Origin of the sequence: Mesorhizobium sp. M7A.F.Ca.MR.176.00.0.0 (assembly GCF_004023165.1) — a bacterium.
In the GTDB taxonomy this organism is placed as follows: domain Bacteria; phylum Pseudomonadota; class Alphaproteobacteria; order Rhizobiales; family Rhizobiaceae; genus Mesorhizobium.
On record NZ_RZTC01000062.1, the window covers coordinates 16,391 to 36,371 of the forward strand.

The 19,981-nt window shown below is 60.9% G+C and carries 18 protein-coding genes; 1 reads left to right on the plus strand and 17 read right to left on the minus strand.

What is annotated here, in order from left to right; translation table 11 throughout:
- Window positions 1-127: 127 nt before the first annotated feature.
- From EOB59_RS20525 to EOB59_RS20545, 5 genes are all read right to left on the minus strand, one after another.
- Complete coding sequence (locus EOB59_RS20525; RefSeq protein ID WP_127271123.1) at window positions 128-313, minus strand: hypothetical protein; 186 nt, start codon at window positions 311-313, stop codon at window positions 128-130.
- Entirely contained in the window at window positions 298-531 is a 234-nt protein-coding gene (locus tag EOB59_RS20530) for a hypothetical protein (RefSeq protein WP_127809895.1), read from the minus strand. The genes EOB59_RS20525 and EOB59_RS20530 overlap by 16 nt, the downstream gene beginning before the upstream one ends.
- Window position 532: 1 nt before the next feature.
- A complete protein-coding gene (locus EOB59_RS20535) occupies window positions 533-751 on the minus strand; it encodes a hypothetical protein (protein ID WP_127399538.1) in 219 nt (72 codons plus the stop codon).
- On the minus strand, window positions 748-1,458 hold the full coding sequence (locus tag EOB59_RS20540; protein WP_128289100.1) for a glycosyl hydrolase 108 family protein: 711 nt from the start codon (window positions 1,456-1,458) through the stop codon (window positions 748-750). Before EOB59_RS20540 ends, EOB59_RS20535 begins: the two co-directional genes overlap by 4 nt.
- A gap of 536 nt (window positions 1,459-1,994) precedes the next feature.
- Window positions 1,995-2,999 carry an EpsG family protein gene (locus tag EOB59_RS20545; RefSeq protein ID WP_128289101.1) on the minus strand — a complete coding sequence of 335 codons (1,005 nt, stop codon included), beginning with the start codon at window positions 2,997-2,999 and terminating at the stop codon, window positions 1,995-1,997.
- A 159-nt stretch (window positions 3,000-3,158) separates the two neighbouring features.
- Here EOB59_RS20545 and EOB59_RS35310 point away from each other — a divergent pair, with 159 nt between their 5' ends.
- A complete protein-coding gene (locus EOB59_RS35310; protein WP_164873823.1) occupies window positions 3,159-3,323 on the plus strand; it encodes a hypothetical protein in 165 nt (54 codons plus the stop codon).
- Window positions 3,324-3,327: 4 nt separating this feature from the next.
- On the opposite strand, the gene EOB59_RS20550 is transcribed toward EOB59_RS35310, so the two are convergent.
- The 12 genes from EOB59_RS20550 to EOB59_RS35675 all read right to left on the minus strand — a co-directional run.
- A complete protein-coding gene (locus tag EOB59_RS20550) occupies window positions 3,328-6,129 on the minus strand; it encodes a hypothetical protein (RefSeq protein ID WP_128289102.1) in 2,802 nt (933 codons plus the stop codon).
- Between the two features lie 131 nt (window positions 6,130-6,260).
- On the minus strand, window positions 6,261-8,609 hold the full coding sequence (locus EOB59_RS35315; RefSeq protein WP_164895701.1) for a hypothetical protein: 2,349 nt from the start codon (window positions 8,607-8,609) through the stop codon (window positions 6,261-6,263).
- A gap of 156 nt (window positions 8,610-8,765) precedes the next feature.
- Window positions 8,766-9,239, minus strand: a complete 474-nt coding sequence (locus EOB59_RS20560) for a hypothetical protein (protein WP_127809891.1) — start codon at window positions 9,237-9,239, stop codon at window positions 8,766-8,768.
- Between the two features lie 143 nt (window positions 9,240-9,382).
- Window positions 9,383-9,763, minus strand: coding sequence for a hypothetical protein (locus EOB59_RS20565; RefSeq protein ID WP_245481710.1), 381 nt, complete (start codon window positions 9,761-9,763; stop codon window positions 9,383-9,385).
- Between the two features lie 56 nt (window positions 9,764-9,819).
- Window positions 9,820-12,357: a hypothetical protein gene (locus EOB59_RS35670; RefSeq protein WP_206622058.1), complete on the minus strand. Its 2,538-nt coding sequence runs from the start codon at window positions 12,355-12,357 to the stop codon at window positions 9,820-9,822.
- A 1-nt stretch (window position 12,358) separates the two neighbouring features.
- Window positions 12,359-12,871 carry a hypothetical protein gene (locus EOB59_RS20575; protein ID WP_127809890.1) on the minus strand — a complete coding sequence of 171 codons (513 nt, stop codon included), beginning with the start codon at window positions 12,869-12,871 and terminating at the stop codon, window positions 12,359-12,361.
- A gap of 3 nt (window positions 12,872-12,874) precedes the next feature.
- A complete protein-coding gene (locus tag EOB59_RS20580) occupies window positions 12,875-13,543 on the minus strand; it encodes a hypothetical protein (RefSeq protein ID WP_127809889.1) in 669 nt (222 codons plus the stop codon).
- Window positions 13,544-13,783: 240 nt separating this feature from the next.
- Window positions 13,784-16,267, minus strand: a complete 2,484-nt coding sequence (locus EOB59_RS20585; RefSeq protein ID WP_128289103.1) for a hypothetical protein — start codon at window positions 16,265-16,267, stop codon at window positions 13,784-13,786.
- Window positions 16,267-16,878, minus strand: coding sequence for a hypothetical protein (locus tag EOB59_RS20590; RefSeq protein WP_128289104.1), 612 nt, complete (start codon window positions 16,876-16,878; stop codon window positions 16,267-16,269). Before EOB59_RS20590 ends, EOB59_RS20585 begins: the two co-directional genes overlap by 1 nt.
- Window positions 16,879-17,223: 345 nt before the next feature.
- On the minus strand, window positions 17,224-17,550 hold the full coding sequence (locus EOB59_RS20595; RefSeq protein ID WP_127206771.1) for a hypothetical protein: 327 nt from the start codon (window positions 17,548-17,550) through the stop codon (window positions 17,224-17,226).
- A 228-nt stretch (window positions 17,551-17,778) separates the two neighbouring features.
- Complete coding sequence (locus tag EOB59_RS20600) at window positions 17,779-18,204, minus strand: hypothetical protein (protein WP_127809887.1); 426 nt, start codon at window positions 18,202-18,204, stop codon at window positions 17,779-17,781.
- A partial coding sequence (locus tag EOB59_RS35675; RefSeq protein ID WP_206622059.1) for a hypothetical protein occupies window positions 18,204-19,981 on the minus strand: 1,778 nt, incomplete at its 5' end. The genes EOB59_RS35675 and EOB59_RS20600, both read right to left, overlap by 1 nt.

The window sequence follows — 19,981 nt, forward strand, 5'->3', positions numbered from 1 at the left end:
CAGATCGGCGAGGCCACCGTTTCGCGCAGCTTGTAGCGATGCCGCGACAGCGCGCGCAGAACGCCGCCGGCGAGGCCCGCCGCCACGACCGGTCCCTTGATGCCGAGCAGGTCGAAAAGATCGTTCATCATGGCCTCCAGCCGCAAAGCTTCTGGCCCTTTTCGTTGTGAGCCAGGATCGCCGCCACCGACGCGTCGGAAAGGGTCGCCGCCTCCGCCCTTGTCGGCCGGAGGGGATGCCCGGCCGCGCAGAACGACCCGCCTGATGTGGTGCAGCCGGCCAGCAGCAGCGAGAGCGCTATGATTTTGACCATCTGGCCAGCCTCCCTCTGTTGTCTTCCGGCGTCCGGCCGGCGACGGCATCGTCGATCTTCTGGGCTTCGGTGCGCGCCGCGGCGTCGGCGGCATCCTGCCTGGCCTTCTGGCTGGCCTTGCCCTTGGCATAGGCCGTCCAGACACCGGCAAGCGCGGCGCCAATTGCCAGAAGATACGGCCAGGCCTGGCCGAGCAGCGCGAGGGCGAGTGTTCCCATCTCATGTCTCCTTGGCCGGCGGCGCGACCATGCCGCGCGGGCCGTCACGGACTGCGTTGATGATGATCTTGGCCAGGGCAATGACGCCGCTGATCTGAAGCGCGGTGCGGTCGCTCACCCCGAGCAGCGTCCAGTCGAAGCCGGCGAGTGCGCCGCCGCAGATGATGGCGATCAGCGTGTTGAGGAGATTGTGCAGCGCATTGGTGTTGAACCATGTCATTGAAACAGGCTCCCGAACAAATCGGCGACCCGATGCCGGAAGGCCGCGAGCGCTCCGGCCATGAGAACGAGGATGCCGGCCGCGGCAGCCGCCTTGCCGCCGGGCGCCGGCTGCACGCGCCGAACCGACGGCGCCCCATTGGCCGATGTTTCGCCGCTGGGCGGCGCCGGCGCGGTCACCGGTGCCGCGGGGCGCTGCGCCGACATCAGCAGGGCCTGAACCCGCACCGACCTGACCCGATCGGACCAGCCGCGCCCGAATGTTGCCCATGTCGGCAACCGCTTGAGGAACGCCAGCCGCGCATCGCAAAGCGCATCGATGGTCACACCGGCCGGCTTTGCCTTGGCCGCCGCGACGGTGACCGGTCCGATCCGCCCGTCCTGCGCAACGCCGACGGCCGCCTGCAAATATTTGGCCGCCCGGCCAGGCCCGCTATTGACGGCGAAATCGAACACAGCGTGGTCGACGCCATCGGGCAATTCGGCGCCGAGCACAGCGTCCCAGTAGAAGCGGCGATAGACGGAGGCGACCTGCGCGTCGCTGATCGCACGCAGATCCGCCTTCGTCGCGTCGGCCTTCACATAGCGACGGAAGCTGGCAAGCGTCACGCCCTTCATGGTGGCGCCGCCGGGGTCAGCCGGATTGTCCGACCAGCCGCCTTCCGATTTGAGAACAAGCGCAAGCGCCCGCGCGAAGTTGCGGTCCATGGTGGTTTTCCTTCTTCGGATGATTTGGCTATGGTCGGCGCCGGGGAGCGGGCTGATGGATGATGAGCGACGCAAGGACCTAGTGATACTCGCCGCGCCGTGGGCTAAGCACAGCGCTAAGTTTCGTGCGAACGCAGCGGCGAAGGCTGGCGAAATCAGAACCCACGACGGCGGGCTCTTGCTTGTCTACGACGGCGGGTGGGAAGTCATTCGACCCGGCGACAGCAACGCGGAACTGGCTGACAACCCGAGCGCCCGCCGTCCCTGCCGGCTTACGGGACGGGGAACCTCCCATTGCTCTCAGGCTGTCTGGTTTGTCTGGTTTGTCTGGAACAGGTACGACCCTCTGAGGGTGCATACCCATGCCGAGCGGCGCAGCCTACATAAGGTTGACGATGGCGCTCGCACTATTTGGCCCTTGGTAGCGAGCCGCGACGGTTCTTCGGTTGGCTGCGAAAATTCCGGCAATTCTTGCGGAACGGCTATAGCCGATGGCCGACGAACCGGCCTGCGAAGAAGGGTCGGCAAGATCGTCTTTACCCGACGCGCCGCAAGAACGGATAGTTCCCGGGATCAAGCATTGATCTCAGACCCAAGCGAGGCAAAGTTATTCGGGAACACAGGGTCACGACCACCACCGGCAGCAGCAGCATCGGCATCATCGCCACTCGATTGTAATAAGGCAGGCCGCTCGCTGCCATGTAGATCACGGTCATGACAATGCAGTATTTAGCCAAGCGCGCATCCGATTGCTTTTCGGCCTTTTGAAGCAGCAGGACGCTCACGACGCACTGAAACAGTGAGTAGTAGAAGAACAGCGCCTTGTAGCCCACCTGATAAGTCAAGAACGCGTCGGTTGAGTACTGGGTGTAAAGCCCAGTCCATAAGAGGATCGGGGTGACGATCATCCCAGATAGAACAGTGATGTAATCGGTGACATAGCCGACGAACGTCAGGACAACGACCGCGACAAACAGCTTGCCGGACCTCGGCAAGAAGTCGGTGAGGATGTACACGCTCACGAACAATGCGGCGCTGTAATGGCTACCTATAGCGAGCGCCGCGAAGAGGACGGCCCAACGTTTTTGTTGATAATTCACCGCCCGAAAAAAGGTGAGAATGAATATCAGCGAAAACCCTTGCCTTAGCGTGTTTTGCCCGAGCTGTTCAAACCATGGCAGCATGATGAAGGCCACGGTAGCTAGTGCGCCAAGAAGCACATTGTTGCTCTGCCGGGAGGCATAGAAGAAATAGGCTGCGATCATCATCATGCTGTTTGCCAGCATGCTGTCGGAGAGCGAAAATCCCAGGTTTGCATACATCCAGTGCATTGCTAGGAACACGCGCTCGTGCTCTACAGATGTCATATAGAGGACAAAGCCAGTTCGCGTCGCATAGGAGAAACCACGCGAATAGCTGACGATGTCGCCATCGGCTGTGTATGCCACGTAATTGGCATAGTCAGTCCTCGAAACCGCAAATAGCATCACTGGCACTAAGCAGGCCAGTGCCGGGAACCAATTCTGACGAACGGGCCGCATTCGAAGGACTCTCTCGTATAACGATGGCTGCAACCATTGCTCATCTCTTGCAATTTAATCAATGCCCTTGGCGCCGTCGATACGCGTTATTGACGTTCCTTGCTTGGCTAGCCGCTCCTTGATATGGGTCTGCGCTCGTGCTGCTGGCGAGGATGGACCATGATCGAAAGAGGCGCCAAGGACAAAGACGCCCCATTCGATGAAGAAGCTGAGCTTCAGATCATGACCAACGAGATGGTATGGTTGGCGATCATCGTGCTTGGCCCGACCGCAACCTATTTCGTCTACCTGTGGATCGTCCTGCTGTTCAGCGCGCTTCGGTAGCCGATCAATACTCGATATAGTCGACCGTCACGCCAAGCCCGGACAGAGCGATGCCGGACCCGGCAGAGTTGGAGTTGAGGATCAACACGTCCCCAGGCTCCAGATATGCGCCGGCCGGGCTCGCAGTGACCCCGGCATCTCGCGACACAAAGGCAGTGAACCCGGTTGCGGTCGTGTCGATTGTCGCAGCGTTTGCAGATGAGCCCGCCCGATACCGCCGCAGGATGAGGTTCCGGTAGTTGGAGCCGCTTGCGGCAACGTCGGCGAGCACCTGATAGCTGGCCCGTGCGACAAGGCACCGACGCCGCGCGACGAACACGCACTTGTTCACGGTGCCGGTCGCCGAGTAGTCGCCCGCGATCGCCGTGATGCTCTCGCCGAACGTGTGCTTCTGCGCATCCCCTTGAAAAGTGACGGTGCCCCTGACGCGGTTGTTTTTGCCCCACCGGATGGAGTAGGGGTGGAGGAGATATTCCCACCTTACCAGCCCCTCAATGGTACGCCAGACAGCCGTGCCGTCGGCAATCCGCTGGTCGGTTCCGCTCGGGCCACCCGACGCCGCAGAGGTGCCGGCAGTCATGCAGATAAAGTAGGCACTCCCATTCCTCCGCACAGCATCAACCGCATAAGGTGTTAAGGCAGCCCACGCGGCAATGGATGCGCTGCCATCGTCAGTCACGGACAGTGCCGTCCCGGTTGGTCCCCCGCTGCTTGCCGAACGGCCCTCGGTGGTCGCACGGTAGAAATTTCCCCCGTTCGTCACCATGGCGTTGCGCTTGTAGATCGTGTCGGCAGCCCACGAGGCAATTGCGGTGCTGTCCCCATTGAGGTTCACGCTGCCCTCAATGTCGCACTCATCGACGGTAGCGCAACCCGCTCGCTGGTGTAGCGCGGTGATGACAAGGTCAGCCTGGGTTGATCCTGAAGTGTTGTTGCCCCGAGTGATAAGGCGACGCACTTTTACGCTCGATGGGGATTGAATACTGATGCCACCTTTATCGGAAGCCTCGATGCGCATTCCATCGATGTCGATATCAAGGTCTGACCACCCTATCTGATCGGCGTTGGCTACGCTTGAAAAGCAAGTAAAGGCGTGGTTGAAACCGCAGATCGCACGATAGGACGTTATGTCCTTGAGCTTCAGGTTGACGGCTTCGCGGATCCAGAAATACCCATGATCATCAAGCGTGATGTTCTGTAGCGTGATGTCCTGCACCGGACCCGTGCCTGCATGGCCGCCAGCCGCCCAATCCCACCCGATGTAGAAGGCAGGGGCCGTGGTCGAGCCGATGGCCGAGCCGCTGATGTTGGACAAAATAATGCGCTTGCTGACCTGAAAATTTCTGACAGCAGTACCGGCCACGTACTCTGCAAAAGTATCTGGCGTCGTCGTCTTGTAGTTGATGGTCGCGATGTTGCCGGTGTTGTGGACCGAGAAATCGCCGATCGACGCATCGATCTGGTCGTTGATATCTATGCACTGGTTAACGCGCGCGACCGATTTAAAGACCCCGCCTCGGATCACGACAAGCTGGCTTGTGCCGTCGAGATCGATCGCCTCCGAGAAGTCCTCGAAAATGAAGTTGGTCATCACGAAGCTGTCGACATAGCGGACATTAAATCCGCCTGTCATTTTCTGGTGACGATGGCCGTTCACCTGCACGTTCTTGCTGTTCTGAATGTGGGTATAATAGCCGCGACGGCCGCCACTCGACTCGGCCTTGGTGTTGATAAACCGCAGACCATCAACGCCCACGGCGTAAAGGAAACGCTGGTTGCTGTTCGTCGCGTCGCCGTCATTGTTGGAATCGAAGGTGACGCCGTCGAACGCGATATTCTTGCGTGCGCCGACTGCCATATTTTTGTCGGTCGAGAAGACCGGTTGAATGTCGGTAGCGACAACACTTGCCCGGCTCACGCCATGCAGCACTGCTTCATGTCCGCTGAAGGTGACATTGTCGGCGGTCAGTGCCACCGCGCGATAGACATTGGCAGTGGTGTTGCCGAGCGTGAATGGCGAGACCGAGCCGGGCACCATCTTGTAGATGCCGGACGGAAACTCTACGCCGCCCGAACCCAGATTGTGCGCGGTCTGCACGGCTGCGGCATCATCAGTCGAGTTGTTTTTCCGGGCACCCTTCTGCGAAGCTGTCGGCGTGTCAGAGAGCGTGTATCCGACGACCGTCACGCCATCGTGCAAGGTGATCACGAGGTCGCCGGTCGTCGTGCCATTTTTGCGATAGACGCCGCCGCTGCCTGCCACCTGGTTGCCGTCGTAGAATGCCGTGCGGATGTAGTCGGGCGCGACATCCGGCGAGAATGCTTCAGCCGTCGCTTTGGTAGCGAACTGAGGATCCATGACGGTCGTCATAGCGCCCGTTACGAGACCGAGAATTTCCTGTGCCGCCTCCTGAAGCTCGCCGACGGCGTCGTCGGAGAGGTAGAAGCTGATCACGATATTGTCAGTCCCGATCACCGGGTTATCGGTCTGAAAAGCGTAGACCTTGCTGGAGTTCGAGTTGCCCTGCTGGACATGCACCGTCGTTCCCTTCTGCATGGTGCGCCCGGTGCGGGCATCGGCAGCGCGGAACCATCGGCCTTCGCTGACCGTATAGATACCGTTCTGCGTCTGGTCGGCCTGGTCCTTGACCAGCACGCGGTCGCCCACCTCCGTCGCCACCCCGTCGATGGTCTGAAGGCCGGAAAGCGCAATGCTGGCGGTCGTCGCCAGGCGAACAGGTTCGCGCTCGCCGGTCAGAAGGCGAACGGCGGCGGCTGAAGATCGGGCCATGCTGGCGTGCTCCATGAAAAAAGCCCCGCGAAGCGAGGCTGAAAAGAGATTTTGGTCTTGAGATAGAGGAGGCAGGCCTTTGGATCAGCCGGCAGATATCAACTGCGATTGTGATGGCATTGGCAGCGTCGAGCTTCCATGCAGCATCAAACCTCCTGAAGCCGCACAACGGCGTTCCAGCCATAGGTCTTTGCCGCGACGCCGGCAACGGTCACCTCAATTCCGGAAGCCCCCACGGCGACGGAGGCGTCGAGCGACGCGGCGTCGGTCGCATATTCGCCGATCACCGTTTTGGTGATAGCACCTTCGACTGCCAGGGTACCGCCTGTGTTGCGGATCACGCCGGCGAACACATAGCCGGCGCTGGTCGACGACGAACCATCCGTGCGGCGGGCAGCGACATCGGCGGTGAACTTCGCGCCTTGCCCTGGCCTGATCGGAACAAAGCTGTTTCCGGCTTCGAAGACCATAAGAACGGGCGTTGCGTCCGCCGTCGATTTATAGCCCTTGAAAAGATCGCCGCACCGGTTTCCTTCAATCAGCGCCATGTGCGATCCGTCATCGGTTGGCTTGCCCGTCGCCGTGCCGGAGTAGATGTTGTCCCGCACCTCGACGTTTGGCGAGGATCCGCTGATTTTCACATCGTTGACGACGCTGCCGGTCGTCGCCTTGAAAAGGCCACCCGTCGCCCTCTGCCGTTCGCTCGATAGTGTCGACAGTGCGACATAGGACGATCGCGCATCCGCGATGCTTGCATGGGTTTGCGACATGTCGCCGTTCAATCGAACGCCAATGGACGCCGCTGCGCCGCCCATGTCGACAAGCGTGTCGGCCGACACAATGGTCTCATCCGCGGCGCTGAAGACGCCATAGGCATTGGCCTGGGTGAACCCAAAGAGGCGGCCGGCACCAATCCTGGCGCCGCGCGAGATCTGTTGCCCGGCCGGGGTTTCGATATAGATCCCCTGATGCGTCGCCTGGATGTCGAACGACAGCAGGCGAAGATCTTCGATATGATGGCCGGTGCCGGCGCGAATGCCTTGCTGCACGCCTTCCGTCACCAGGCTGCGCACCTCGATATCCTTGGCCCCTCGCAGCACCAGGCCATAAAGGCCATCCCTGGATTTGGCACTGATGCGAAGGCGTTTGTACTTCAACACCGATCCGGCGGGCGCAGCGCTGCGGGTGAAGGCGACGGCCGCGCCAAGCTGAACGCCGCCAAGCTGCGTCCAGTCGATATCCACCTCGATATCGCTCACCGGCCAGTCGTCGTCGCTCTCTGCATCGAAACCGTTCAAATAGGCACTCACGCGAGCGCGGCGGACAAACACGTGACTTGTGCCGGAAACCTCGTCGTTGATGGTGACGATGTTGCGCGCCGTGTCGCCCTTGGCGTCGTCGATGTAGACCCAGCTGGAATCGGCAATGCGGTAGTGGTCGCCTTGCGTACCGGTGAGCGTGCCATGCTCGATCGTGACGCCGGAGATGCCGCTGATGTTGAAGACGCCAAAGCCGTTCGCAACCGCGACATGATTCCAGGCGCCGTTGACCTTCGGCGCGATGATACGGTTGTCGCCCTTCAGGTTGAAAAGGTGCATGGCGTCCTCGGTACGCTGCAAAAGCGCCCTGTCATCAAACTCGACCGTCAACCCCTGCGGAATGTCGATATTGCCGGCCAGCGAGAATGTGCCAGCCGGGATGATCAGCCTGCCCTGCCCGGCGGCAGCAATGGCGTTGACGATCGCGGTCCTGTTGTTGCCGGCTGCCGTGTCGGCGCCCGCCGCGCGAATGTTGATCTCCTTCGACCTCGGTGCGTTGATGATGTCGAAGCCGGCTTTCGCTCCACCTTGCAGCGTGATCGCCAGACCGCCCCCGCCAGCCAAAATGGTGCCATTCTTCCTGTAGAGGGCTTGGCCGTCGCCGACCTGCGAATAGCCGGCAGTCCTGATATAATCCGGCGCAACCGCCGGCGAATAGGCTTCCGCCGTCGCCTTGGTCGCAAATTGCGGATCGAGCACGGTCGTCATGGCGCCCGTCGCCACGTCCGCGGCCGCCTGGGCCTGGTCGATGATGCCTTGCGCGGCTGCCTGGATATCGCCGACGGTGTCGTCGGACTGGTAGAACGACAGCACAATGTCGTCGGCACCGATCACGGGGCTCACTGTCTGGAAGGCAAAGACAAAATCAGCCGAAGCCGTGCCCTCCTGGACATGCACCGTCGTCCCCTTCTGCATGGTGCGACCCGTGCGCGCATCGGCTGCGCGGTACCAGTAGCCTTCCGACGCCGTATAGATGCCGTTCAGCCTGGCGTCCGCCTGGTCCTTGACCAGCACCCGGTCGCCGGTCGCTGTCTGGGCGCCGTCAAGCATCTTGAGGCCCTGGATCCAGGCGACGCCGTCGATGACGATCGTCTCCAGGTTCGCGGTCGTCGCCAGGCGTACGGGTTCGCGCTCGCCGGTCAACAAGCGAACGGCGGCGGTTGCAGGTCGGGCCATGAGGCTTGCTCCATGAAAAAGCCCCGCGAAAGCGAGGCTGTGAAGATTGCGGTTCAATCACAGGTCGGCCCGCCCTGCCGACCCCTCGTGCAGCAACTCGGTTGCCGCCCGGCCTCAGCCCTACTCACGATGCTCGCGCGGGGTGCGTGCGGCAGATCAGTGCGGAAGCAACGGCAGAATCTGTTCGTCGAGGAATTTCAGCCGGCTCGCCAGAATCTCGGCGTTGGCGGGATTCGCGTCGACATTGACTGGTATCAATTTCGCTACGGATTTTCCGTGGCGCGCGGCCTCAATCCAGACTTCAAGGGCACCAATATACCCATCCAACGCTTCAAATGGGGTCTTTCCATCGTCGGCTGGCAGATACGTCGGCGGCACATCACCGACGATCACCCATGTCCATGGGTTCACATCTGCTCGGTTGGCCTCTATCTCGAAAAGGAAAATGTAAATTATCCCTTCGGCGCCGTAACCAAGATATTCGCCTTTGATGGCTGATACCCAAGTATAGAATTCAAGGTATTGGCGCGCCTCGATCCGGGCGGAATCAAGCTCGTCGTCACCGGTGCTGACATCGGCCGGAGGCAGACGTGTGACGCTGTTTAAATCGGGCTCGGCATTGTTCTCCATGACTAACTAACTCCGCGAGATAGGTTGACGCCTCGGATCCGCGTGGAGTTCAGGAGCCGCGTTAGCCCTAGCTAGAAGTCCAAAATAGCTCGGTTGGAAGCGGTCGTTTTTGCTTCGACGCAGGCTACGATGCGGGTGACACCCTAGTTACTGCTGCCGTCGAACCGCCAGAAGTCAGCGGAAGGGAGGCCAAACAGTTCATCAAACACATCGAAGGCGCGCTCCGATATCACGAGGTTCAGTTTCTGGTTGATCCCGAAATCATCTCGGCCCGCCTCGCCATCGACCTTGAGCCACACGAACGGGGGAAGCCCTACGCCGGGCTGCACCAGGTGAAAATCCTCGGATATGGTCACCTCCGCATGGGCAAATGTGGCGCCAGTGATGCCGATAGCGAGCAACCCACGCTTGGCTTCTTCGGTCACGAGGAAACAGGGAAACGACGTCACAAGCGCGTCGCCATGCCAACCAACGAATTCTAAATGAAGTTCGCTGACTATAGGCGGATGGACACTGGTGTCCATGACAGTATCCTCGCCTATCTCTCCGCAGACTATAGGCTTAATTTCATAATAATTCATCAATCACCTATCGGTGGATCAAACAGATGCCCATATTTCTTGTCCAAATGACTCGCATAGTCAAGCACTTGCTGCCGGGTGGCGGTTACGTGCGTTTGATAGAATTCGTGCCATTCTGACTGAATGACTTTTTGGTGCAGATTTATATCGAATTCCTGTCGGATTCCGCGAAGATTATCTATCGAATGCAGCTCTTCTTCAGCAAAAAGACCGGGGTATTTCTTAGTTATCCGTTGCTCGACAGCATGATGAATCACGTATTTTCCGCTATTGAGGGTAGGATTGGCAGCAAAGAAGGTTTTTCGGTAGTTCTTTGATTTTGTCCATCCAACCTTTGCGCCAGCATATTTGATGGCAGAGGGATCCCTCGCAAGTAACCAAGCCAGTAATGCGGTATTAAAAGCATTTTCGGGGATTTCACCCGGTAGCTTCCTCCGCTTTGGAACCCGTGGGGAGACCGTGCGCGCAATCTCTTGTTGGGATCGAAGGGTTTCAGCGTCGACTCGTCGGATGAGAGCCTTGCTCCCTTCGACAAGTTCAGCTGGTCTCTTCGAAAATTTTGAGAGGCTCTCTACCCATGGCTTCGCAATTTTTCCGGCTTGTTCCAAGGCCTTTCCGGCCAGCCTTTCGGCAGGAATTGCTCCCACGACGTTGAACAATGCTTCACCGTAATTGCCGTCCAGCGCTGCGTTCGCGGCTTTCTCCAGTGCAAATGACGCTCCTAGTGGCGTGACATCAGCCACGGAAATGCCGTCTTCGCCGAGTCCGTCAGAGCCCACGAGCTTTTGCGCAAGAAGGCGCTGCAAGCTTCCGCGTTCGCTGTCGCCGGCGAGCAATTCCCCCAACCATTCCTGGTTGGTCTGGACATAACTGGTCAGCCATTCCGGTTTTGGCCCCTCTCCGGATACCGCGCGCCGGACAAACTCCTTTGTCTCAGCCAATTTCTCCGGACTCACCAACCATGCCAGGGAGCCGTCATTCAGCGTGCCTTTGTTCGATTTGGCGACGCTGGTGCGAAGCAAATGATCAAATATTGCTTGGCGAAACCCAGGCGGCGCCGCCTGGAGCACATTGCTTAGATCTGCTTCCTTGTTCCGCGGGGTCAGATTCTCGTCACCGGGCTTGTCGCTGTCTTCGGCAACGGAATTAGGCAAAGGCTGAACGGTTTTGAAACCTAACTGCTGCTGGGCGGCGATCGAGCCGATGACGGCATTCTGATAGTCTTCCGGCTTCGACAAATTGTTCCAAGCCGCGTCGAGGTTCGCGAATGTGTTGCGTACATAGCCACCCGGATCGCCCTGCCTCGCTTTGAACGTCAGGTCGGCGGCCGAAGCTATGGCGTCATGACGCGCCCTGTCCTCTTCCGGCGTCGCACTATCGGCCTTGGGTGCGGACTGGTTGACCATGGCCTGCACGGCGTCGTTAGACATCGTGCGCATGCCGTAAAACTGGCGACTGACATCAAGCGCTTGATTGAAAGCCAGAGAACGCTTGGCCCCTTCCGTCGAGCCATAGAGCGCCACGAACTGTTCAGGTGTGAAAGTCGGTCCTGAATAACTACCCGTCTCCCTGATCGCCATAGGCGCGTTCTGTTCTGCCAGGCCGATGCTGGTTCGTGTTTCGACCTGCCGTGCGATCTCAGCGGTCCGCGCTTGCTGGGCTAAGGCCGGCCGGTCTTCAGGCGGAATGTCGTCTCGGAAAGCCTGCGCCACTCGTTCGTCCGGCGCGGGCTTGCCAACACGATCGCCTTTCGCGGTCGCAACATCTGAACTGCCCGAAACATCGATCCAGATAATCGGCTGAACCGAGGCATCACCGGAAGGCTCTCCGAGCGTCCCCGCACCCAGCATCTCCGCAGCCCGCTTCGGGTCCTTGGCGATCATCGCCTGGACCAGCGCCTTGGCCGTGTTGCCGCGCCAAGTGGCCTCGGCTGTTTGCCGAAGGATCGGATTGCCGATCTTGGCGATCAGGTCGAACCCGCTCTTCCGGATCGCCTCGAAGGTCTCGGTGTCGTTCGGATCGCCCTGTGCAATGGAACCGGTGGAGATGTTGTCGACCTTGGTCCACTCGGCCACCTCATACTCGTCACGCCGCTGGAGTTGCCGCTGAGCCATGCGCCGTGCGCCAACCGCGCGCATCGCCTCCTTCTGCCCGACGAAACCAGCGCGCTGGCTTTCGGGCATACCAGGCAAGGCATCGTCGAACAGCCTGTCGAACAGACCAGTCTTCACCACCCGGCCGTTGTACGGATCGACCTGGCCGTACATCGCCTCATGCAGGCCGGCGCCATCGGGCGGCGCATTCGCTGTCACTTCGTCTTCCGCCTGCGCGATCCGGCCGTTGAACCGGCGGCGCGCCAGCTCGGCGTCGAACGCCTCCTGCTGGTCCTTCATCTGCTGGTAGCGCGCGGCGATAGCCGAAAACTGGTCGCCAAGCCCCTGCATGGCGCCGCCAATCGGCGATCCCTGCGGATATTGCGGCGCGTTGCCGGTATCGAGCCGGCGCTGGCCAATGGAAAGGGGGATGATGTGGACCATTTCAGTAGAGCCCCGAATAGCCGCCGGCTATGGCCGCGCTCGCCCGAGGCGAAAATGCAGAACCGCCGAGGCTCACGGCCTTCGTCGGGTCGTAGATTTTGGATAGGCCGCCAACGAGCGCGCTGCCGGCGTTGAAGATCGATGCCGTCGCCGCCTGCTTGCCGGAGAAGCGCGAGATGGCGGCTTGCGTGTTCAGGTTGTTCTGGCGCAGCCGCGAGCCGTACAGCATCCCGTCGAGATCAAGCTGACCCTGCCTGGCATTGGCCGCCAGCACCTCGGCCGGCGAGCCTGATAGGCCGACGCCCGAGGCGCCGGCCTGGGCGCGCGCCTGGCCCAGCAGGAGATCCTGCTTGTGCCGCTCCTGGCTCTGTTCGAAGGCGGAACTCTGCGCCTCGGCCTGCGCCTGCTGCCCGTAGGCCTTGGCCTGATAGTCGGCCATCTGCTTCGACTGCTGGCCTTCGACCAGCGCACCGCCAACAGAAAGGGCGGTGCCGATAAGGGCAAGTGTGCACATGGTTCAGCCTCGTTCGCCAAAGGAGGTGGTTGCGGGAATGAATTTGCTTTTGACGCCGTCCACCGGCGCGCCGAGCGCCGGGCGCGGGTCGAGCGCTCCGCCGGGGGTGAGGAACGACACAAGCAGCCTGTCGGCCTGCAGCGCCGGCCGGCTGAGACGGGCCGGGGCAGCGGCCCGCGGGCCGGCCATAGCGGCGCGGCGGGTGGTGGTCAGGTTGATCTTCAGTTCCGCGACGCCGGCGGCATCGAACAGGCCGTTGGCGGTGGCAATGGTGCGGGCGAGCGCATCGGCCTCGAACAATTCCTGGCGCAGCAACTCGACCAGCCGGCGGGCGCTGCGCCAGCGCTCGCCAAGCGTTGCAGCTTTGGCCTTGATCTCGTCGCCAAGCGCGGCGATGTCGGCCCGCGCTTCGCTCCGAGCAGCCTCCGCACGGCATTTGCCGGCAGCGACGATGATCTTTTCCAGCAGCCCGATCTGCTCGTTGCAATCGTCCAGCACGGCACGCGCGGCGGCCAGGTCGCCATCGCCGAAGACCGCGCGGTCCTCGGCTTGTGCCAGTTCGGCTCTGCAGTGAAGCGCGTCGTTGAGGTCGGTATCGAGCATGGCGATGACGGCGGCGAATTCGGCAGCCGTCCGCGCCCTGCCGAGGATTTCGGCATGGAGGGATGTCATGGGAGGAGTGTCCTTGTGGATGGAGTGCGGGCGGGCAGAGGGTTATCTCCCCCCTCGAGGGGGAGATGGCCGGCAGGCCAGAGGGGGTCGGTACGACCGGATGCGACCTTCTGCGGCAGATGAAGGTCGGCGTCCCGCGTGAGCGCCGGCATCCTCTTTTTCAACGTGGGAGGTCGCGTCACATAGTACCTACCCCCTCTGTCGCCTTCGGCGACATCTCCCCTCGAGGGGGGAGATTAGTTACGGCTCCGCGTCAAACACCGGCGTAAATGCCCTGATCGTACAGGGCGTCGGGTTGATGTGGCGGATCCTCACGCGGCCCTGCCCTTCCCAGCTGTCGTCGATCGGCACCTCGACATTGCCGGTGAACAGCGTTGCCCGCCCGTCCTGCGCAACGATCGAGGGCATGCGCACCGGCTCCCAGCGGCCGCGCATCAAGGACTGGACTTGAAGCCCCGTGGTGTCGGTCTCCAGCAGCGACAGGATCACTTTCGCCACCTTCTTGCGGCGGCCGATGACGGAGCCGTCGCGGCCGCCGACATCAAGCTCCAGCGTGTCGGCGCCCGCAGCATAGGGCAGGCCAAGCTGCCATTTGGCGGCGGTCGAACCGCCGGGCAGCGTCACGGTGCCGCCGCCGCTGACGGTCAGGCCGCGATAGACTTTTCCATCGGCGAGAACATCGACGGACTGGCCGGCGAGATGCATGGCGCCGCCCACCGTGGTGACAGCAAGGCCCGCGTAGCTCAGGCCGCAATCGATCTCGAAGGCGTCCGCGATGGCGCCGTATTCGAACGGCGCGGTTTTGATCTCGATGTAGCGCCTGGTCACGCCGCCAATGCTGCGCTTCACGATCAGCCAGAGGTCGTCATTGCCGTCCTGGCCGGGGGTGACCGCAGCGCTTTCGACATTAGCCCAATTTAAACCATCGGGGCCCGCCCCGCTGACGCTGCCGCCGAGGCGATGCCGGTGCATGCCGCGCACCTCCTGGCTCGGCTGGTGGGTGTAACCGCCAAGCTCGCCATTCTCGAGCGGGAACCACAGCAACGGATCGGGATCGGTCTGGAAGGCGAGCTCGACCACGCCCTTTTTGGGAATATGCTCGGAGACCTGGCCGACATCGTCCGAAGCAAAACGGCTCTGCGCCGTCTGCGTCAGCTCGGCGATCGATTTGCGCGAGCGTGTGACATAGAGGAACGACTGGCCGGCATCGACCGGGCGGATGCGGGCGCAGCCGAAGGTACGCGAGCGCCGGTTCTTGAACGAGGATGGCGTCAGCGCCTCGTCGATGCCCGAGCCCGACAGCGCGCGGATGCCGCCGCCGGTGCCGATTAGAAGCGCGCCGTCGCTGTCGGCGATCCAGACGATGTCGTTGGCCTGGCCGCCGCCCGCCTGGACGAACTCCAGCGCGTCGTCGTCCTTCTCGCCGAGAGCGAAATTGTCGAAGTCGCCGGTGGCCGAGGCATAGACCGAGAATTTGCGGCTGAAGGCCAGCCGCTCCTCATAGAGCGACCCGCTTTCGACGTACTTGCCGGGCACGAAGGTGCCGAGCCGCCAGCGCGTGATCGGGTTCGTGTTCGGCAGCGCATGGCCGTAGAGGATGATCTCGACGACCGTCGTGCCGGTGCGGCTGGTGATCCTGGCCCAGCGCCAGATGCCGTCAGCTCCCAGGAGGCGAATGGATCGACCGACATCAGAGACCTGGAATCCGGTGTCGTTGTTGATGCCGATGATTGAGGACGCCGTAAGATCGAACGGCGTCTGATCGAAAGCGGCGATATGCATCGCCAACTCGGCCGAGACGGTGACAACTGCATCGTCTCCACCGCCGCCGCTGAACACCAGTTGATGGTATTCGAACGCCGATTTGTTTGTGAAGTCGTAGAAGCGGGTCTCGCCATTGCCCCAGCCGAGTTCGCCCGTACGCGTGTCCAGGGTTACCCAGTTGGCGCCATCATTCGAACCCTGCAATTCCCAGGCAGTGAAGAAATCGTAATCGCCAGTTGCCAGCCGCGACGTGGTGATCCAGTAGGCATCGACCACGCGCTGAGCGCCGCCGGCATTGCGGAACCGGATGTAACCGTCGCCGCCGCTCGCAATTTCGATATCCTGCGTCTTGTCGCGGTCGAACATCTGCCAGGCAGAGGCGCTGCCGCTGCCGGTGGAAGCGGTGCCGGAAGGCGTCGTGTTGCTGGTCATCCGCGGCGTCAGATGCCCGGTATCGGACGGCGTCAGCGTTGTCGCCGTGTCATTGACCGGGTCGTAGGGACCGTCGAGGAATTCGAAATCCGTCAGAGCCCACGCTGTATGCGCGCTGCGGGTCAGCACCTTGGGCGGATGGTCCCGGTGAGTGATCCACATCTGGTCGGCCGATTGCACATAGGCGAGCTCGAACAGGTCCGCCTCGAGATAGGGCGAGGCGACCTCCACCGCGCCGACGCGCGCGCCATAGGCATGGACGCGGATGTACCGGTCGCCGAATTCGAGCGCATAGGCTTGATCGGCCGAGAAGATGAACGGGATCAGCCGCGTCGTCTTCGCGGAAATCTTCACCTCGCCGGCAAAATAGGTGCCGCCGCGCTTGCGGATGCCGCCATGCGGCAGGGTGATGAAGTTCTCGCATTTGGCCAGCGCCGCCCGATATAAGTCGAGCGAGGCGCGTGCATGCAGGCGCGGCGAGATTTCGCCGCGGGTGAAGATGTCCTGGATCGGGTACAGCGTCGTCATCAGCGCGCAATCCTGTTATTGCCGGGCCTGCTGTCGCCGCGCTGGCTGGACCAGGACGCGGTGTAGAGCCGGCCGCCGCGCTGGACGGCGTTGGCGCTCAGCGCCGCCTCCAGCGCCCGGTCATAGGCAGAGCGGGCAATGTCGATCATGCCCGATTTGTGGGTCAGCGGATGTGCGACCTTGATGGCAAGCGCCGCCACCAGAACCTCGGTGAACAGCGCATCCCAGTCGTTGGGGTCGGTGAGGTTGGCGACGTAGCAGATGGTCAGCGGGCCGGACTGGTCGGAATAGATCAGCCCCGCCTCCTGGCGCCACGAAATCGGCGCGCCGTCCGGCTCGCCATCACGGGTCAGCGGCAGCGGCCGCAGACAGTCGGCCGGCAGTTCATAGGCGAAGTTCAAGCCGCAATCGCTGCCGGTGTCCGCCCCGGCAACCGTGGCGCGCAGGATCGCGAACACCCAGGCGCATTTGGTGAGCTCTGCTTCCCGTGCGAGGTCGAAATGCAGGTTCAGCAAGCGCGCTGCCTTGACGTCCTGGTCGAGGCTGTCGATCGGTGCCTCGTCGAGCACGGCCAGCGCCATGTTGGCGATATCGAGCGGGGTGATGGCCATGGGTCAGCGCCTCGTCCATGTGGGTCGGGTCATGATTTTCTCCGGGCATGAAAAAAGCCGCTGCGAAGCGGCTGGGGTTTAGATGGCAATATTCAGAGATCGTGCTCTACGACCCCCTCCGATCTCCCTTCGTGGGGTTGAAGAGTGATCCGCGTAGCGGACGGAAAGCCAACTGCTTGGCTTTCCGAATGACGAAAGCCGGCAGGACGGAGGGGGCGCGAAGAAATATTGTCAGAACGAGGAATTACGGCGGCAGCGCACTATTTTCCAAGTCTCAGTCCGGACATGCTATCGACAAAACGCGCGAGATCTCCGGCATCTCACTGTCATTCGTGATTCCAACCCTTAAAATACCGGACGAAATCCACTAATCGAGCAATTCGAAAGATGGAAACTTACGTACCACCCAAGCCATGGAGATAGATATCCATCCCGGCTTGTAACTTTCCCATCTTTGCTGCAAGAAACGCTCGCGCTGGATTCCTCATTCACGAAAACGAGGTGGTACGTCGTTCCAGATCCTGCCGCTTCATCCAGTTTGGTGCCTGCAATTTCCAGCGTTCCGCCCACAAATCCGTCCGTCTCAAGCTTGACGAGAAGAGGGCTGCAATAAACAAAAGTTGCAGCAGCCACCAAGATAGTTGCGGTCGTCAGAACCATCACTTTCTTCATTTTCTTTTCTCGTGAAAGATCATTGCCGGAGGCAGTGAAGTCTGAAGTAGTCCGGCCTCCAGGGCAAGGCGCGCGATTTCGTCGGGCGCGACCCCGGAGCGATGCCGTTCCCATGAGGAATTGCGTGACAGTGCACTATTTCCAGTTCTCGGTCTGAAGATTCACTGCAGTCACATGGGTGCGGCCGACAAAAATGAGCCGTCATCGCAATTCAAAAGCGTAATCCCGTTACTGTTCGTAAGGCTCGACCACTGCAAACGGTATTCCCAATGATTCCAGCAAATCAAGAATGCGTTTCGAGATGACGAGGCGATAGTTCGCTGCGATCCCGAAGTCGTCGCGGCCAGCCTTCCCATTCACTTTCAACCAGACGAAAGGTGGAAGTTCCTGCCCAGGTTGATATTCATGAAACTCTTCGGATGTCGTCACTTCGGCTTCAGCGAACGTCGCACCCGAAAAACCTATGTTCTGCAGTGCACGCTGGGTTTCTTCGGTGACGAGGTAACACGGGAACGTCGTAACGAGCACATCACCGGTCCAGCCCTCTACCACGTAGTGGAGCTTGGTCACAATCGGAGGATGGACGCTGGGGTCCAAAACGGTGTTTCTGCCAAGCCCACCAGCCACATCAGGTCTGATATAGAAATACTGCATTATCCACCTATTGGAGGGTTGAACAGATGTCCGTATTTTTTGTCGATATAAGCCACGTAGTCCAGCACCTGCTGACGAGTGGCCTGAGGATGCGACGCATAAAATTCGTCCCATTCGTATCGGAAAATTTTGTTGTGCAAAAGGTTGTCCAAGCTTTTAGGAATCCCACGCAGATTCTGAAGCGAGTGCATCTCCTCTTTGGCCACGAGCCCGAGATATCTCTTCAAGATTTGCTGCTCAGCCGCGTGGTGGACCACAACTTCACCCTCCAGTTTCGGGTTCGCGTCGAGAAACGTTTTGCGGTAATTTTTTGAAAGAGCCTTGCCAAACGATGCCCCCGCGTACTTTATCTTTGAGGGGTCTCTCGCGATTGACTTTATTATTTCAAGAAGCTCGGCCTTGTCGGGCTTTGCACCTGTGCCCAAGCGGTAAGCGGCCTCATTTGCTGCATTTATTGCACGAGCCTCCGCACCGACGGCTTGGCGAGCCACCGCGCCCTCAGCGGCAAGCTCCGATGTGGCGCGCGAACCACTTGTTGCAAACTCCTCCAGCGGTTTGGCAAACTTGCCGGTCCCGCCGCGGATTATGGCCAAGCCTTTTGCAACAGCTTCGCCGACTGCCTCTAATGCTAAGCGCCCTTCACCAACCGCCCCCGAGCCAGGGGTGGCGGGCAGTTGCTCAAGGAAACCCAAAGGAGAATCGTGCAGATCCCGGAGGCCTAGCCCAATGTCATGGGGGATTCGGCCTAGGGCCTCGAAACCCTCGCTCAGATAATCGCCGAAGTCGTCCGCAGCTCGTTGGAGTGCAGACCGGGCTTCGCCAGGAGGCGCTGATGGAAGCCGTCCTTGCACTGTCGCAGTAGTGACGATCGGGTCGACTTGGGCCGACCGAGAAAGGCCAGCTTGATCCAACTGCTGAGATAAGGCCTGGCGGACACTCGGATCGGGCGCTGCTGCCAGAAGATCCCGCAGGATGATGTGCTTCTCAGCCTGCGGTATGTTTTTGTCGCCGAAGGTGTCGGCAAGGCTTTGGATAACGGCCCTCGGTAGAAGTTGAGGGGTCTCGATACCCAGTTGCTTCTGGGCTGCAACAGAGACGGCGATGGCCCATTTGTACGCCTCTGGAGTCGCCGCCTCCGGGCTCGTTGTCGCCTTCCACGCGGCGTCGACATTGGGGAAGACCTCGCGGACGTAGCCAGCAGGGTCCGCCCGCCTCATGTCCAGGGTCTTGAGCGCAGCGGCAGCCGTAACCCGATACCGTGTCTCCTCTTCGTTGGAGCCGACCGGCCCAGGCTCCGCATCGCGCAGCGCTGCGTGGATCGCTTGGTTGGGCATCGTCCGCATGCCAAAGGCTTGGCGGCCGACATCAATTTGTCGGCTGAAATCCTGGAAGCGCTTCCCGCCCTCCTCAGTGCCATAAACGGCGGTGAAGTCCGCAGGGCCAGGCACGCTGCCGGAATAGCTGCCCGTATTGGCAATTGCGTCCGGAGCGTTCTGCGAAGCGAGGGCGATGTTGGTGCGCGCCTCGATCAGTTGGCCCGTGGTCGCGGCATGTGCCTGGTTGATCAGCCGCTGAACATCATCTGGCGATAAGCCCGCGAGACGGTCGGTTGCGGGCTTGATCGCCATTGGATCAGGCGCCGGAGCAATGTCCCCGAACGCCTGCGCCACTCGCTCGTCTGGCGTGAGCGTGCCAACGTGATCGCCTTTCGCGGCAGCTGCATTCGAGCTGCCCGAAACGTGGATCCAGGTGACCGGCTGAACGCCGGAGGCTTCGC

Excerpts from the sequence above, each read along its gene's own strand:
- EOB59_RS20535 (WP_127399538.1), bottom strand. The coding sequence starts at position 751 with ATGACATGGTTCAACACCAATGCGCTGCACAATCTCCTCAACACGCTG.
- EOB59_RS20530 (WP_127809895.1), bottom strand. The coding sequence starts at position 531 with ATGGGAACACTCGCCCTCGCGCTGCTCGGCCAGGCCTGGCCGTATCTT.
- EOB59_RS20550 (WP_128289102.1), bottom strand. The coding sequence starts at position 6,129 with ATGGAGCACGCCAGCATGGCCCGATCTTCAGCCGCCGCCGTTCGCCTT.
- EOB59_RS20525 (WP_127271123.1), bottom strand. The coding sequence starts at position 313 with ATGGTCAAAATCATAGCGCTCTCGCTGCTGCTGGCCGGCTGCACCACA.
- EOB59_RS20575 (WP_127809890.1), bottom strand. The coding sequence starts at position 12,871 with ATGTGCACACTTGCCCTTATCGGCACCGCCCTTTCTGTTGGCGGTGCG.
- EOB59_RS20600 (WP_127809887.1), bottom strand. The coding sequence starts at position 18,204 with ATGCAGTATTTCTATATCAGACCTGATGTGGCTGGTGGGCTTGGCAGA.
- EOB59_RS20585 (WP_128289103.1), bottom strand. The coding sequence starts at position 16,267 with ATGACGACGCTGTACCCGATCCAGGACATCTTCACCCGCGGCGAAATC.
- EOB59_RS35670 (WP_206622058.1), bottom strand. The coding sequence starts at position 12,357 with ATGGTCCACATCATCCCCCTTTCCATTGGCCAGCGCCGGCTCGATACC.
- EOB59_RS20565 (WP_245481710.1), bottom strand. The coding sequence starts at position 9,763 with ATGGACACCAGTGTCCATCCGCCTATAGTCAGCGAACTTCATTTAGAA.
- EOB59_RS20595 (WP_127206771.1), bottom strand. The coding sequence starts at position 17,550 with ATGAAGAAAGTGATGGTTCTGACGACCGCAACTATCTTGGTGGCTGCT.
- EOB59_RS20540 (WP_128289100.1), bottom strand. The coding sequence starts at position 1,458 with ATGGACCGCAACTTCGCGCGGGCGCTTGCGCTTGTTCTCAAATCGGAA.
- EOB59_RS20560 (WP_127809891.1), bottom strand. The coding sequence starts at position 9,239 with ATGGAGAACAATGCCGAGCCCGATTTAAACAGCGTCACACGTCTGCCT.
- EOB59_RS35310 (WP_164873823.1), top strand. The coding sequence starts at position 3,159 with ATGATCGAAAGAGGCGCCAAGGACAAAGACGCCCCATTCGATGAAGAA.
- EOB59_RS20545 (WP_128289101.1), bottom strand. The coding sequence starts at position 2,999 with ATGCGGCCCGTTCGTCAGAATTGGTTCCCGGCACTGGCCTGCTTAGTG.
- EOB59_RS20590 (WP_128289104.1), bottom strand. The coding sequence starts at position 16,878 with ATGGCCATCACCCCGCTCGATATCGCCAACATGGCGCTGGCCGTGCTC.
- EOB59_RS35315 (WP_164895701.1), bottom strand. The coding sequence starts at position 8,609 with ATGGCCCGACCTGCAACCGCCGCCGTTCGCTTGTTGACCGGCGAGCGC.
- EOB59_RS20580 (WP_127809889.1), bottom strand. The coding sequence starts at position 13,543 with ATGACATCCCTCCATGCCGAAATCCTCGGCAGGGCGCGGACGGCTGCC.